At 69.6% G+C, this 15,107-nt stretch carries 12 protein-coding genes; 4 read left to right on the top strand and 8 right to left on the bottom strand.

Annotated features, from left to right (window positions below):
• On the top strand, nt 1-897 hold an 897-nt coding region (locus EEJ31_RS06985), incomplete at its 5' end, for an HNH endonuclease signature motif containing protein (protein ID WP_233563775.1).
• A gap of 226 nt (nt 898-1,123) precedes the next feature.
• Here EEJ31_RS06985 and EEJ31_RS06980 read toward each other — a convergent pair.
• Entirely contained in the window at nt 1,124-2,374 is a 1,251-nt protein-coding gene (locus EEJ31_RS06980; RefSeq protein ID WP_123045579.1) for an MFS transporter, read from the bottom strand.
• Between the two features lie 115 nt (nt 2,375-2,489).
• Here EEJ31_RS06980 and EEJ31_RS06975 point away from each other — a divergent pair, with 115 nt between their 5' ends.
• Entirely contained in the window at nt 2,490-3,176 is a 687-nt protein-coding gene (locus EEJ31_RS06975; protein ID WP_123045578.1) for a maleylpyruvate isomerase family mycothiol-dependent enzyme, read from the top strand.
• Here the strand turns inward: EEJ31_RS06975 and EEJ31_RS06970 are convergent.
• The 4 genes from EEJ31_RS06970 to truB are packed head-to-tail and all read right to left on the bottom strand — an operon-like array spanning nt 3,157 to nt 5,894.
• Nucleotides 3,157-4,086 (bottom strand): bifunctional riboflavin kinase/FAD synthetase, encoded by a 930-nt coding sequence (locus EEJ31_RS06970; RefSeq protein ID WP_123045577.1) that lies wholly within the window; start codon nt 4,084-4,086, stop codon nt 3,157-3,159. The genes EEJ31_RS06975 and EEJ31_RS06970 overlap by 20 nt on opposite strands.
• Complete coding sequence (locus EEJ31_RS06965; RefSeq protein ID WP_123045576.1) at nt 4,083-4,562, bottom strand: hypothetical protein; 480 nt, start codon at nt 4,560-4,562, stop codon at nt 4,083-4,085. Before EEJ31_RS06965 ends, EEJ31_RS06970 begins: the two co-directional genes overlap by 4 nt.
• Nucleotides 4,563-4,620: 58 nt before the next feature.
• Nucleotides 4,621-4,989, bottom strand: coding sequence for a hypothetical protein (locus EEJ31_RS06960; RefSeq protein WP_123045575.1), 369 nt, complete (start codon nt 4,987-4,989; stop codon nt 4,621-4,623).
• Nucleotides 4,986-5,894 (bottom strand): tRNA pseudouridine(55) synthase TruB, encoded by a 909-nt coding sequence (gene truB, locus EEJ31_RS06955; RefSeq protein ID WP_233563774.1) that lies wholly within the window; start codon nt 5,892-5,894, stop codon nt 4,986-4,988. Before truB ends, EEJ31_RS06960 begins: the two co-directional genes overlap by 4 nt.
• Before the next feature lie 52 nt (nt 5,895-5,946).
• On the opposite strand from truB, the gene EEJ31_RS06950 reads away from it, so the two are divergent.
• A complete protein-coding gene (locus EEJ31_RS06950) occupies nt 5,947-6,957 on the top strand; it encodes a ketopantoate reductase family protein (RefSeq protein WP_123045573.1) in 1,011 nt (336 codons plus the stop codon).
• A 48-nt stretch (nt 6,958-7,005) separates the two neighbouring features.
• Here the strand turns inward: EEJ31_RS06950 and EEJ31_RS06945 are convergent, their stop codons facing one another.
• Nucleotides 7,006-7,644, bottom strand: coding sequence for a nucleoside/nucleotide kinase family protein (locus tag EEJ31_RS06945; protein ID WP_123045572.1), 639 nt, complete (start codon nt 7,642-7,644; stop codon nt 7,006-7,008).
• Between the two features lie 23 nt (nt 7,645-7,667).
• Between EEJ31_RS06945 and EEJ31_RS06940 the strand changes: the two genes are divergently transcribed.
• The gene (locus tag EEJ31_RS06940) at nt 7,668-8,561 is read left to right on the top strand and encodes an HhH-GPD family protein (protein WP_123045571.1); all 894 of its coding nucleotides are present in this window, start codon (nt 7,668-7,670) and stop codon (nt 8,559-8,561) included.
• An 87-nt stretch (nt 8,562-8,648) separates the two neighbouring features.
• Here EEJ31_RS06940 and EEJ31_RS14240 read toward each other — a convergent pair whose 3' ends face one another.
• Together EEJ31_RS14240 and rbfA are read right to left on the bottom strand one after the other, a co-directional pair.
• A complete protein-coding gene (locus EEJ31_RS14240) occupies nt 8,649-14,174 on the bottom strand; it encodes a rhamnogalacturonan lyase family protein (protein WP_325049336.1) in 5,526 nt (1,841 codons plus the stop codon).
• Between the two features lie 297 nt (nt 14,175-14,471).
• Nucleotides 14,472-14,942, bottom strand: coding sequence for a 30S ribosome-binding factor RbfA (rbfA, locus tag EEJ31_RS06930; RefSeq protein ID WP_123045570.1), 471 nt, complete (start codon nt 14,940-14,942; stop codon nt 14,472-14,474).
• Nucleotides 14,943-15,107 lie beyond the last annotated feature (165 nt).

Genomic DNA, 15,107 nt, shown 5'->3' with positions numbered 1-15,107 from the left:
GAAGACAGCGGGGTGCCGGTGTCCGCGGACCTCTCCCGCGTCCAGGCGGGCCTCTGGCTGGCGCACCTCAACCCCGACGGGGCGGAGCCCCGCGAAGTACAGGCCATGCAGAACCGGGGCTTCCGGTTCGGGCGGGAACAGGGCGGGCTCATCCCGGTGACGGGAATGCTGATGCCTGAGACCGCCGCTGCCGCGAAACGCGTCATCGACGCGTATATGAGCCCGCGCACTGCGCCGGTGGCGTTCATCGACGAAGAACTCGCCGCACGCGGTGAGACCCGCGACCCGGGCGACACGCGCACGCCCGACCAGAAGCGGCACGACATCTTCGCCGTCATCGTCGCCACCGCCGCGAAAGCCGCCGACACCCCCACCATCGCCGGAGACGCCCCCACCGTGCTGGTCAGCGTCCGCCAGGAAGACCTGGCAGCGAACCGGGGTGTGGGTCACATCGACGGAGTGGAGACACCCATCTCGATGGACGCGGTGCGGCAGATGATCTGCGCCGGCGGCCTCCAAAAAGTCGTCCTCAAGAAAAACGGCAAGATCGTCGAACTCGGCACCAAGGAACGCACCTTCAACCGGGCCCAACGCCGCGCGATCATGCTCCGCGACGGCGGCTGCATCATTCCCGGCTGTGACATCCCCGCCGCGTGGACCGAAATCCACCACGTCTGGCCCGACCGGGACGGCGGACCCACCCACACGAGCAACGGGGTCTGCCTCTGCTGGTTCCACCACCGCACCATCGGAACATCCGGGTGGGAAATCCGCATGATCGACGGGTCACCACAGATCAAAGCCCCACCCTGGATCGACAAAACCAGCCGATGGCGACCCGCCACCAAATCACCCACCCGCCTCACCGACCAGCTCGAACAGACGCACGGCAACTAACTCAGGGGGTTCGACCGCGGTCGAGGGTGTGGCGTGTGAGAGCGGCGTCGCTCTACTTCAAGGTGACGCCCAGCACAATCGCCGCGACGATCAGTGTCACTCCCCCGCCTGCGGCCATGATCACACCTGAAAGCATCATTGCTCCTCATCCGGTCTTTGAACCACCGTACCGCCGCCCGGGAGCTTGTCGACGGCATTCGTGCATTGCCAGAGGCTGGCTGCCGCTTTATCGCTCCCTGGCGGCGAGATCGTCTTCGAGCATGTGCGGCCTGGCGACGACCGTGGCGGCGACAGTCGCCGCAACGGCGGTGGCGAGGAGGAAGACGATGGGCCAGAACCAGCCGCCGGTCACCTCGCGCAGGATCCCGACGAAGAGCGGCCCGAGCGCACCGAGTGTGTAGCCAACGCTCTGCACGAATCCGCTGAGCGCGATCGCCGCCTCGTGCGTTCGCGTGCGCAGGTTGATGAGCACAAGAGCGAGCGGGAACAGCAGCGGACCAAGGCCCGCGAAGGCAACCCAGACAAACGTCGCGGTTCCGGGGAGGAGCATCAGGCCGAGGTCGCCCACAATGAACAACAGGGCACCGAGGTAGACGAGCAGGCCCACATTCTTCATACGTGCGGTGAGAACCGGAATGACCAGACCTGTCGGAATTCCCATGCCCGCGAACAGGGAGAGCATGACCCCCGCGTGCGCGGGTGAGAGCCCGGCGCTCTCCTGGAGCAGCTCCGGTAGCCACGCAAACATTGAGTAGGCATTGAGCGACGAGGTGCCGAAAACCACCGCGATCGCCCAGGCGATGGGAGAACTCCAGATGCCGCGAAGGAGAGCCGGGTCGGCTTCCTCGACAGGCACATCCGCTGTGGGTGGATGCGGATGCGGCGACGCCGCCCGGCGTCGCTCGCGCACGATCATCGCCAGCCATGGAACGATGGCGACGCCTGCGAGAAGCGCCCACATGCCGAGCGACACCCGCCAGCCGGCGGTGTCGGCGACGGGAACCGCCACCAGCGGCGGTACGAGGGTGCTGACCGCCAGCACGGTCGCGTAGAGGGAGGTCACCAGGCCGATGCGGTCGGGGAAGTACTTCTTCACCAGCGGCGGCAGCAGCACGTTGCCCATGCCGAGGCCGGCGAACCCGATCACGCTCGCGATCATGAGCATCGCCAGTGATCCGGAGGCGCCGCGCAGAAGGTGCCCAGCCAGAATCGCGACGAGCGCGACGACGAGCGACCACTCCAGCCCCCACCAGCGACTGAACATCGGCGTCACGATGCCGAAGACGGCGAAACAGACGGGCGGCAGCATGCCGAGCACACTGACCGCCAGTACGCCGAGCGGAATGTCGGCGCTCACCTGCGTGATGATCGGTGAGAGCGCCGCCACCGCCGTGCGCAGGTTCCAGGCGACCAACAGGATGCCCGACAGCGCGAGGATGCGGCCCGCCCAGAGGGGACGTCGGGGGCGGTTGGTCACTGCTTGATTCTACGTGCTGCCGGCGTTCAGGATATTCGGGGAGGGCACGCGGCATGCGGGGCCACTCACGCTGATTCTCCTGATTGCGTGTGGGACGACGGCTTAGGCTGAGGCCATGCCGGATTTCACCCGTTACCTTCCGCTCGGGCTCACCCCGAAACGGGACGAGACGGGCGTCAGCCCGCGCTGGAACGAGCAGATGGCCTCGATTCTCCTCTCCCTCGCCGACCTGCTCGAGAACGCGGCGTCGGACGCGTGGGACGAACCCAGCGAATGCGAGGGCTGGCGGGTGCGAGACGCCGTCGGCCACATCGTGTGGCGGGTCGGCACGCCCAGCCGCGAACTCGTCGCCAGCGCGACGAGGGCGTGGGTGCACAACGGGCTCCGCGTCAATCGCGCGATCGATGCCGCGAGCAAGGTTGCAGCCGAGGCCGAACCGGCCGAGCTCCTGGCGCGGCTGCGTGCGATCGCGGCCGACAAGGCGGCGGGGCGAGGCCGCACCGGTGTGAGCGAACTCACCGAAGTCGTCGTGCACGGCTTCGACATCACGCATCCGCTCGGGCTCGCTCTGAACGTGTCCGACACGGCGTCGGGCGCTGTCGCACTCCGGCAGGCGCTCCTCGCCCCGCTCGGCGTGCGGGCGGTGCTGCGCAGGCGCAGCCTTGTCGCAACGGATGCCGGCTGGAGCGTCGGCCGCGGCGCTCCCCTCCGCGGCACGGCCGAGGAGCACATCCTGTTCCTCTTCGGTCGGCGCGGGCCGGCGGGGCGGGATGGGACATCCGCTACCGCAGGATCCGCCTGACCTGTTCCACGTCGTCGGCGATCTGGGCGATGAGCGGTTCGATGCCGGTGAACGCCGTCATGCCGCGGATGCGGTCGACGAAGGCCACGTCGACGACGTGGTCGTAGAGGTCGATGTCCTCGTCGAGCACGTACGCCTCGACCTGCTTCTGCGGCACGCCCGTGAAGGTGGGGTTGTTGCCGACGGAGATCGCCGCCGGGTAGCGCACCCCGGCATCCGTCAACCAGCCCGCATAGACGCCGTCGGCGGGGATGAGCCCCTGCGACTGGGGCGAGAGGTTGGCGGTGGGATACCCGAGTTCACGGCCACGCGCGGCGCCGTGCACGACCATTCCCCGAACCTCCGGCTCATGACCGAGCAGGCGGGCCGCCGCGCGCACGTCGCCGTCGGCGAGGAGCTCCCGAATCCAGGTGGACGACACCCGCCGCACGTTGTCGGGCGCGACGTCGTCGATCAGCCGCACCTCGAAACCGAACCGCTCGCCGAGGTCACGCAGCACCGCGACGTCGCCAGCCCCGCGGTGGCCGAAGCGGAAGTCCTGGCCGACCAGCACGCTCCGGGCGTGCAACGTGTCGACGAGGATGTGCCGGACGAACTCCTCCGGCGGCAACGACGCCAAGGCCTCGTCGAAGCTGAGCACGAGCGTGGCATCGACGCCGGTGCCGGCCAGCAGGTCGATTTTCTGCTCCAGGCTGACCAGGGCCGGCGGGCACTTCTGCGGTGCGATGTAGGCCAGCGGATGCCGGTCGAACGTCACGACGACGGTCGACGCCTGGTGCCTCGCGGCCAGGCTCTCCAGCTCAGAGATGACCGCACGATGGCCCGCGTGCACCCCGTCGAACTTTCCGACCGTCACCGCGGAGGCGGGCCAATCGGCCGGGACCTGCTCGAGCCCGTGGAAGGTCTTCATGCGGCGTCCGCGGGCTGCGGCTCGACCGCCGGCGCCGTCACCGGGCGGTGCGTCGCCAGCCACCACATGCCGAGCACCGGCAACACCAGCGGAATGAAGAGGTAGCCCATGCCGTATGCCGACCAGACCGTCGACTGGCGGCCGAAGGGATCGACCGCGCCCTGGCCGAGCAACGACGGCCAGGCCACGCTCAGAGTGCCGACGATGAGCACGCCCGCGAGTTCGAAACCGATGGTCGCCCACGCCACGCGGTACCAGCCGCGGCTGCGGAACACGAGCGCGACGGTGGCAACGATATAGACGATCGCGGAGAGGGCGGAGAGCAGGTAGGCGACGGGTGCCTCATGGAACCGCTCGATGAGCTGCGTGGCGCTGCGGCCGGACGCGGCGAGCGCGAGGATGCCGTAGACCACGATGAGGAGACGACCGACACCGGTCACCCGTCGCGACGGTTCGGCTGCGTTCAGTTCACTCATTGCCCTGCAATTATCGCAGCTTCGGGGAGCGTGATTGTTCCCTGGTCGCCTCGCTGCGTCACCGTCCCTGGAAGACCCAGATCTGCAGCATCCGGTACACCATGACGGCGACGGAGAGGCAGACGACGCCCAGGATCACGGTGCTCCAGCGCGTGCGTTCCACGAGGCCCCAGAAGCCGGCCGCGGCGGGCAGCAGCAGGGCGCTGATCAGGTAGACGTAGAACTCCACCTCGCTGCCGCTGGCCCGGTTGCCGGTGAGCGGCGCGACGATGGCGACGAACAGCTGCACGATCAACAGCAGCTCGACGAGGGCGGTGGCGCCCATGGTGAGGTCGGACGGCTTACGCCCGGCCAGACCGAGTGCCACGCAGAGCACGCCGCCCGCCACGGCGATGCCCACCTGCAGCCACGCGAACCACTCGATCATGCGTCGGCGTCCGTGGGGAAGTTCACGAGGGTGCGGGCCTGGCCCCCGCGGTATTCCACCAGGCCGACGAGCCGGTGCCCGGGCGCGATGGCGGCCACCGGGCCCGCGGGAAGGGGCGGCAGCTGCTGGTCGCTGCTCACATCGATGCGCTTGCCGTGCCCGAGGTCGGTCGCCTGCTCGTCGGTGAGGTCGAGCCGCGGGAACAGGCGACCTGCGGCATCCGCGGGGCTGATCAGGCGAGCGGCGACGTCGAGGTCGTCGAGGCCGGCAGCGTCGGCCACGTCGAACGGGCCGACGCGGGTGCGCCGGAGCCGGGTGAGGTGCCCGCCGACCCCGAGGGCGGCGCCGAGATCGCGGGCAAGCGCCCGGATATAGGTGCCCGAGGAGCATGCGACGCGCACATCAAGGTCGAGGAAGCCATCGGTGCGCGCCTCGCCGAGCAGGTCGAAGCTGCTGACGCTCACGGGCCGGCTCGCCAGCACCACGTCTTCGCCCGCACGCACACGGGCGTAGGCGCGCTTGCCGTCGACCTTGATGGCGCTCACGGCGCTCGGCCGTTGCTCGATGTCACCGGTGAGGGCGGTCATCGCCTCCGCCACCCGTGCGGGCGTGATCGCGGCAACGGATGCCGGGTCGGCGCGCGCGGTCTCGTCGCCCTGGGCGTCATCCGTCGTCGTGGCGGCGCCGAGGCGGATGGTGGCCTCGTACTCCTTGCCGAGGCCGACGATGTAGGTGAGCAGCCGGGTGGAGCTGTTGACCCCCAGAATGAGCAGGCCCGTGGCCATCGGGTCGAGGGTGCCGGCGTGGCCGACCTTGCGCGTTCCCGCCAGCCGGCGGGTGCGGGCCACGGCGTCGTGGCTGGTCCAGTCCTGCGCCTTGTCGATGAGAAGAAGGCCGCTGGTCACTCTGAGAGGGTACCAGCGCACGCTGGGGAGAACCGGCCATAGGATGTGACGCGTGCGAGTCGCGATCATCGGTGCCGGAGCCCTGGGCGGCACGTTCGCGGCCCGGCTGGCAGCGGTGGGGCACGACGTGACGGTGACCGCCCGCGGGGCGGGACTCGCCGCGATCCAGGCCGACGGCATCCGCCTGACCGGCGGGTTCGGCGAGGCGCACGCCCACCCGATTGCCGTCGAGCGCCTGACAGAGCGGCCCGAGCTGGTGCTGGTGTGCACCAAGGCCCAGGATGCCGAGGCCGCGATCGCCGCGAACGCGACGGTCATCGACGGCGCGCCCGTGATCGTGGTGCAGAACGGCCTCGGCGGCGTCGCCACCGCCCGGCGGCTGCTGCCCGCCTCGGACTGCTTCGGCGCACTCACGATCATCGCGGCGAACTACACCAAGCCCGGCCAGGTGACGGTGACGACGCCTGCGCTCACCTACCTCGGACGCGGTGACGGGCCGGCTGACGCGGCGACCCGGCGCTGGCAGGCCCTGCTCGAACCCGCCGTGCCTGCTGCGGTGATCGACAACTTCGTGGGCGCGCAGTGGACGAAGCTCGTCGTGAACATGCTCAACGCCCTGCCTGCGATCACGGGCCTCAGCGTGCAGGAGGTGGTCGCCGACCCGGGCCTGCGCCTGGTGATGACGGCCAGCATGCGGGAGACCGTGCGGGTCGGCATGGCCCGCGGCGTGCGTTTCGGGTCACTGCAGGCCCTCGGAGACCGGCGGCTGCGTGCCTTCTCGCGGTTGCCGCTGTGGGCCGGGCAGGTGCTGCCGCTCATGATGCGGGCGCGGATGGGCGACGTACCGAACCTCGGGTCGACGCTGCAGAGCATCCGTCGCGGCCAGCCGACCGAGATCGACTTCCTGAACGGTGCGGTCGTGCGGGAAGCGGCCGAAGCCGGCGTGCCGGTGCCCGTCAACGTGCACCTCACCGCGCTCGTGCACGAAGTCGAGGGTGTGGGCACGCCCCTGCCGGTCGCCGAGGTTCTGCGCCGGTTCGCCGCCTCACCCGCCCCGCACTGACCCGCGCATTGCTGCGTCAGAAACGCCCGCGCAGGTGGGTCGGGGACGTCAGCAGCTGTCGGCGAAGCTGCGGGCCGGATGCTCCGGGTCGCTCACGTCGATGAGGGCTCCGGCGAGCTCCCGCGGGTTCGACTCGGCACGGTAGAGCACGTAGGCGCCCGCGAGCGTGCCTCCCCCGGTCGCGACGACCGCGTCACCGCCGGTCTGTCCCTCGAGGAGCATGCTGTACGCCCAGAGGCCGCGAAGCTCCGGGCGGTGCAGGAACTCGCCATCGACGATGAGGGAGGCGTCCGGCGGTGCGGTGGTCCAGGTGGGCTGGACCCACGTGCGGCTGTCGGGGTCGAACTGCCGGGTGACGAACCCGGCGCTCCCGCCCATGCGGAACGGGTCGAGGAGCACCCGCCGGAGTACGTCGTAGTCGTCGCGCCGCCGGTAGATGCGCTCGGCGGTCTCCGGGCCGAACTGTTCCTGGTCGTCACGCGAGCGCTGGAAGTACCGCATCGACGCGCGGTACACCGGGTGCCCCTTCTCCTCGAACACGGCGGCCAGGTCGTCGGCGAACGCCTCGCGCACCGGGCGCACGGCGCCCTCGACCGCGATGAGCGACCGCCCGCGACCGTAGTTGTGCAGGATCTCGGCGCCGAGCGCGCGGAGGAACTCGATACGTGGGGTGGAAACGAGCCTCATGGATCGAGCCTAAGTTAGACGGGATGAACGTGACAGTCCCCGCTGCGTCCGCTGCCATCGCCCCGGCGGTCAATGCGTGGTTCCGGGCGAATGCCCGCGACCTCCCGTGGCGCCGCGACGGGTTCGGTGCGTGGGGCATCCTGGTCAGCGAGTTCATGCTGCAGCAGACTCCCGTGGCCCGGGTGGTGCCGCGCCTGGAGGAGTGGCTGTCGCGGTGGCCGACGCCCGCCGCGCTGGCGGCGGAGCCCGCGAGCGCGGCCGTGCGCGCCTGGGCGACCCTCGGCTACCCGCGCCGGGCGCTGTGGCTGCACAAGGCGGCCACCGAGATCGTCAACCGGCATGGCGGGGTGGTGCCCGGCGACGTCGACGCCCTCCTCGCGCTCACGGGGATCGGGGACTACACCGCGCGGGCGGTCGCCGCCTTCGCGTACGGCCACCGGCATCCGGTCGTCGACACCAACACCCGGCGGGTGATCGCGCGCGCCGTCGGCGGGCAGGCGGAGCCCGCTCCCCCGGCGCGGCGGGACCTCGCTGCGATGGACGCACTGCTCCCCGACGACCCCTCCGAGGCGGCGTGCTTCAACGCCGGCATCATGGAGCTCGGCGCGATCGTGTGCACCGCGCGGTCGCCGTTCTGCGACGGATGCCCCGTCCGGGAGCTGTGCGCGTGGCGCGCACAGGGTTACCCGGCCTATGAGGGCCGGCGCCGGCCGGTGCAGAAGAAGTACGAGGGCAGCGTGCGCCAGGTGCGCGGCGTCATCCTGGCCGCGCTCCGGTCGGCTGAGCAGCCGGTGACGGATGCCGCAATCGCGGCTCTGTGGCCGGAGCCGTCGCTGCGGGAGACGGCGCTTGCCGGACTCATCGCCGACGGTCTCGCCGTGCGGCGTGGGCCCGGAACGTACTCGCTCCCGCAATGATCGCGATCGAGGCAGACAGTTGCGGACGAGGTGGACAGGTGTGCCTGTCTGTCTCGTCCGCAACGGTCCGCCTCGGCGAGGTGAACGCTAGCCGTCCTGCTTCTTCTCCAGCGTGGCGGCGGGCGTCCCGACGACCTTGATGGCGTCCCAGCCCAGAAGGTGACCCTGCGAATCGAACACCACGACCGAGTTGTCACCCGGCTTGGTGTCCGCCGGCAGCGTCACGGTGACGGCGCCGTCGTCGTTGGCCTGCTGCCAGCCGAGGCCCGACCCGTTCAGGTACACGTAGAACCACGCGCCGGCCGTGAGGCCCTGGAGCGTCACCTCTGAGGCGCCGCGGGGGAACTTCTCGGTGCCGAGCCCCAGGTCGATCTGCGTGTCCTTCTTCAGGTCCTTTTGATCGGCCGTGTCGGGCACGAACGAGGGCTTCACGAGTTCGCCGGGCCCGCTGTCTTCGCCGGTGTAGACGATGCGCGGCGCCGCAGGCGTCGTCATGTCCGCTCCGAGGAAGTAGGAGGTGTGCGGCGGCTGGTTGTACGCCGTGTTCTGCCACGAAACGCCCAGGCGGTAGACCGGGTCGGACTGCAGCGTGCGCAGCCGGTGGTCGGTCACATCCACCGTGGTGGCGATCCGCAGGGCCGACGAGTCCTCCAGGCGCGTGACGATCTCTTCACGCCAATCCCCGAAGAGGTCGGCCTGCAGCACCGGGTTTCCCTTGGTGCTGTTGTTCGACAGGGTGCCCGTGGCCCGGTAGATCACCTCGGAGGTGTTCGTCTCCCAATTCCACTTCGCGATCGTGGGCACGCCGGTGTTGGTGGCCGGATCCCAGTCATGGTCGCCGATCTCGCGCAGGAGGTCGCCGTCCCACCAGGTGAGGAAGTTCGCGGCCGGGATGTCGGTCGAGAGCAGCTCACCGGATGCCGACCGCAGCTGGCCGACGGGCGAGTTCCAGGCGGCGTCACCGCCGATGGCCCACGCCTCGTCGCCCTCGTGGCGGGGGTCGATGTCGCCGGCCGCGGCGCGACCGGTGTCGACCGTCGCCGGAATCGACCAGAGCACTTCACCGGTGGCCGCGTCGCGGAAGGTGGCGCCGATTCCCTTGGACTTCGGTGCCTCCTCGTGCGCGGCGAACACCTCCAGACCGGGGCGGGCCGGATCGAGGTCGCCTACATGGAGCGCGTCGCCGTGGCCGAGCCCGGTGTTGTAGAGCACGGTGCCGTCGTCGTCGATGGTCATCGAGCCGAAGACGATCTCGTCCTTCTGGTCCGCGTCGACATCGGCCACCGAGAACTGGTGGTTGCCCTGCCCGCGGTACTCGTCGCCGGCGACGTCGGAGTCGAAGGTCCAGCGCTTGGTGAGCGTCGATCCGTCGAAGTCGTACGCGACGATGACGGTGCGCGTGTAGTAACCGCGGCTGAAGACGACGCTCGGGTGTTCGCCGTCGAGGTAGGCGACACCGGCGAGGAAGCGGTCGACGCGGTTTCCGTAGGTGTCGCCCCACGCACCCACATCGCCGCGACCCGGCGCGTAGTCGATCGTGTCGATTGCCGCACCCGTCTCGCCGTTGAACACCGTCAGGAACTCCGGACCGCTCAGCACGTACCCGCCGGAGTTGCGGTAGTCGGCCCGGGCGTCGCCGATCACGATACCCGCCCCGTCGACGGTCCCGTCGGCGGTCTTCGCCGTCACCTCGGCTTTGCCGTCACCGTTGAGGTCGTACACCTGGAACTGGGTGTAGTGCGCCCCGGCCCGGATGTTCTTGCCCAAGTCGATGCGCCACAGTCGCGTGCCGTCGAGTTCGTAGGCGTCGAGGTACACGGTGCCGGTGTAGCCGCCCTGCGAGTTGTCCTTCGAGTTGGACGGGTCCCATTTCAGGACGATCTCGTACTGGCCGTCACCGTCGACGTCGCCGATGGAGGCGTCGTTGGCCCGGTAGGTGTACGGCTGGCCGTCTTTGGTGTACCCGTCGGCCGGCTTATCGAGCGGGATGTCCAGGGTCTGGGCGTTCCACACGCTGAACTCGCTCGTCGCCCAGCGCTCGACGCCGTTGACGACGGAGCTGATGCGATAGGTCGAGTCCGCGTCGCCGTCGGTGTCGAGGTGGTTGGTGCTGTCGGTCACGGGCTCCGACGTGATCTTGTCGCCGTCGCGGTAGACGTTGAACGCGATCTCGTCGGGGTCGAGGCCCAGCATCCGCCAGCCGAGGTAGACGCCGCCGTCCTGAGCGACGGCGACCGGCGACCGGTCGAGGCGCTCAGCCTGGCGCACCAGGGTGGTGACGGCCGGGGAGGTGACCGTCTCGGACTTCTCCGAGACGCCGCCCGCGTTGACCGACGCCACCGCGTAGACGTACTCGATCGTGGTGAGCACGGCCGTGTCGGTGAACGTGGGGCCATCGGCGCGCCCGATGAGCGTGAGCTCGCCGGTGCTGCCGTCGTTCTGCGGGTCGGCGCGGAACACCTGGTAGAACAGGGCGCCGTCGGACGGCGTCCAGTCGATGGTGACGTCGTTCTTGTTCACCGCACCGAGCTTCAGGCCGGTGGGCACCGCCGCCTTCTCGACGTCCGGGTCGACCGTGGTCAGGGTGACCGCGTTCGAGGGCACCGATTCGGTCCCGGAGGCGTCGAGGGTCACGACCGTGTACGTGTAGTCGAGGCCGACGTCCGGGGTGGTGTCGACGAAGGATGTCCCGTCGACGTCTCCGAGCGCCTCGGCCTCCGGCGCGCTGGCCGACTTGCGGTACACGCGGTAGCCGGCGGCGCCATCCGTTGCCTGCCAGCCGAGCGAGACCGCCACGTCGTCACCCTCGATGCTGATGTCGTCGGCAGCCAGACCGGTCGGGGCCAGCAGCAGCGGGGTGATCTCCAGCCCGTTCCACCAGCCGCTCGCGGTGATGGTGATCTGGCCGTCGGTCACCAGCACCGGCTGCAGGATCTTGGAGGCGATCGTGTGGCGACCGGAGTTGGAGGAACCGTAGTCCTTGCCTTCGACCTGGAGTGCCAGCTTTCCGCTACCCAGCGGGTCGCCGTAGTAGGCCTTGAGGGCGTAGGAGCCGTTCGGCACGTCGACGACGAACGGGTTGCCGGTGCCCGGGAGCAGGAAGTCGCGCTCCAGTGACGAGGGCACCGGGTCGAAGTCGGTGCCGCGGTCGCGGCCGTCGAGCCCGTCGACCGACGTGAAGCCCCAGCCGATGTCAGCCGTGTAGAGCGAGGTCTCGTCCACCGCGGTGTAGCCGGGCATCACCTCGTTGCCGGCGAGCTGCAGGTCGAACGAGTAGAGCGGCGCCTTGGTGGTGACGCGCACGGAGTCCGACGGCGTAGAGTCGCCGCGGCCGTTCATCGCCACGACCCGCAGGTCGTACGAGGCTCCTTCGGCCAGGCCCGTCACGGCCGCCTGCGGGATCGTCGACGTCGTAACCAGGGTGTACGTGTCATCCGCCGCGCCCGCGTCCTTGCGGAACACCTTGTAGATGTCGGCGCTGTCGACGGCCGTCCAGGTGAGCTCGGCGCCCGCGTTCGAGACGCTGCCGGCGGTGAGGCCGGTCGGCGCTGCGGGAACCTCGGCGGGCGGCTCGACAGACACGACCTCGTCGGCCAGCGGGATGTCGAGGTCGGCGACATCCGTTGCCACCAGGCGGGCCATCTGGATGGCGCCGTACTCCTGGAAGTGGGTGTCGTCTGCGGTTCCGTTCGGGCGGCCCGGGTAGACGCCGGCCGGTACGTGCAGGTAGACGGACAGCGACCCCTCCGGGCCGATCTCGTTGAGGTAGGCGCGGCTGGATGCGGACAGGTCAACGAGCGCCGTGCCGGTCTCTCCGGCGAGGTCGGTGGCCGCCTGCACGTATTCGGGGAACGACACGTTGGCGTTGCCGTCGGCGTCGAACGAGCGCCGGGAGACGGGCGTCACGATGATGGGCGTTGCGCCGCGCTGGGAGGCGCCGTCCACGAAGGTGCGCAGGTACTCGTAGTAGTCGCCGGGCGCCGCGAACCGGTCGTCGACGCCGTAAGTGGCGTCGTTGTGGCCGAACTGCACAAAGAGGTAGTCGCCCGGGCGGATGCCAAGGAGCACCTCGTCGAGGCGGCCCTGGCTGATGAAGTTCTTGGAGCTGCGACCGCCGATCGCCTTGTTGTCGACAGTGACGTCGTCGGAGAGGAACCGGTCGATCATCTGGCCCCAGCCGGCCTGTGGCGCGTAGCCCGAGGTGTACGACTGCACGGTCGAGTCACCGGTGATCCACACGGTCGGCTCGGCACTCGCCTCGCGCGCGCTCTGTTGCGTGAGCACCAGGGAATTGAGGTTCGCGGCGGTGCCGTCGAACTCGAGGTTGAGCTGCCCGTCGACGATGGCGATGTCGAAGGACATCTCGAGGAACTCGCCGGCCGGCTTGGCCGTCTGCTGCACCTTCGCCATCTGCTCGGCGGTGATGGCGATGTCGGTGGCTCCCTCGGCGTCGCCCGCGATCAGGTCGACGGTGTAGTCGCCGTTCGGGAGGTCGATGACGAGTTCCGTGTCGCCGACGGTCACGAAGTCGGAGCGCGTTGCGTCGGAGGTGCCCCGGTCGGTGGCCGTGATGGCCGCAACGTCGACGAAGCCGGCGCGGTTCTCGGCCGAGTACGCCGTCGTCGCGTCGATCCGGGTGGCGCCTTGCGCGGTCTCGCCGTTGCCGAGGTCGAAGGTCAGCGTGCCGTTATCGGGCAGCGTGGGAGCGGCTCCAGAGAGCGAGGAGACGGCGGCTGCGGATGGGGCGGAGAGCCCGTCGGCGTCCTTGGCCTGCACGCGGTAGTAGTGCGGCACGGAGGTGTCGACCGTGTCGGTCGTGTACACGACGCGTTCGGTCGTCTCGGCGACTTTGGCGTAGGTGCCGTCGACGGTGTCGGAGCGGCTCACGACGTAGCCGGTGGCTCCGCTGACCTCGTTCCAGCGCAGTGTCACGGCCTCGGAGGTGACGTGCGACATGCGCACGGATTCGGGAGCGGCGAGGTCGGAAACGGGGTCGGGGTCCTCGGTGGGAGTGGGGGTCGTGGTGGGCTCCGGCTCGGCCTCGGCCGCGGTCACCACGATGCCGTTGACGTAGCCACCGGCGCCCTGGCCGGTGACACCGATCGAGAGCTGTCCGTCGGCGACCGTGGTCTGCCAGGTCTGCTCGGCGACGGACTGGCGAGCCTGGATGGTGCCGGCCGGAGCGCCTTCCAGGGCGATCGAGGTCTTCGTCGTGCTGGTGCCGGCCAACTGGTCGCCGGAGAGCACGCGAACGTCGTAGGTGCCGTTCGGCAGGTCCACCGCGAAACCCCATGCGGTGGCCAGCACGAAGTCATTGGCGACGGCATCCGGTTCTGCCGCATCGCGGTAACGCGAGATCGGCGCGATGTCGTCGGCCAGCACGATGCCGTAACCGGCCTCGGCCGTGTAGCGGTTCGATTCCGGCACGGCGGTCCAGCCGTTGCCGACCGGGCTGGTCGCCGTGCCGAAGTCGTATGACCAGGTGGCGGGCGCATCCGCGGTGTCGTCGGCTGCGAAGGCCGGGATGGAGGCTCCCGTGGCAGCGAGGCCGAGGGCCGTCACTCCCGCGAGGAGGGGGCGACTGACGCGCCCCCGGACGAGTGGAATTGTCATGGCATCACACCTTCTTGTTTCGGCACTGAAAACAGGAGGCTGGTCATGGCTGCGCCAGAGGACCACCCGTGAATGCCGGCGGCGCGATCCGGGTGAAACGATTCATCACAGAGCCGACGTTACGACCCTAGCGGGAAGGCGTACCGTTCGGCAAGCGTTTTCCCAGATTTGCGGAAACGCTCGCGTCGGCAGCCCCCACCACCCGTGCCGAGACGCACAGTTGCGGACGAGGTGGACAGGTGTGCCTGTCAGTCTCGTCCGCAACTGTCGGTCTCGGCGGGCGCGGGGGCGGCGCCGCTACTGCTTGGGCGACTCCTCGTCGTCCTCAGCCTCGTCGTCCTCGTCGAACGTCCTCGGCTTGACGTACGGGTCTTCGTCGCCGGCATACTGCGCGGTGCGTGCCAGCGCACCCACCTCGTCGTCGCGCTCCCGCGCCTCGCGAAGGAGGTCGTCGATGACGCGCGCGTTCTCGGGGATCGCGTCCGCGATGAACTCGAGTGACGGGGTCAGCCGGGCCGTGATGTTCCTGCCTACCTCGCTGCGCATCATCCCGGTCGCGGCCTTCAGCGCGGCCGCGCTGTCCGCGCGTTCCTCGTCGCTGCCGTACACGGTGTAGAAGATCGACGCGTGCTGCAGGTCGCCGGTCACCTGAACATCCGTGATGGTCACGAAGCCGAGCCGGGGGTCGCGGATGCCGCGCTCCAGGCGCTTGGCGACGATGACCTTGATGCGGTCGGCCATCTTCCTGGCGCGTGCCGGGTCTGCCATGGCTCTCTCCTTCTTCGTGCGCTCCAGAATCGTGCCCCGGAACGTGTTACTCCATTATTCGAACAACAGTGGGAGGCAGCCCACCCTGCCACCCAACGCGAGGTGTCTCGCGAACGGGAGCGGCGAATGGGGTATTCGGCTCAGGCGCCTCGGGGTAGGGGTCCC

The sequence above is a fragment of the Cryobacterium tepidiphilum genome, from assembly GCF_003716325.1.
In the GTDB taxonomy this organism is placed as follows: Bacteria; Actinomycetota; Actinomycetes; order Actinomycetales; family Microbacteriaceae; genus Cryobacterium; species Cryobacterium tepidiphilum.
This window is presented reverse-complemented; position numbering and strand designations above follow the sequence as displayed.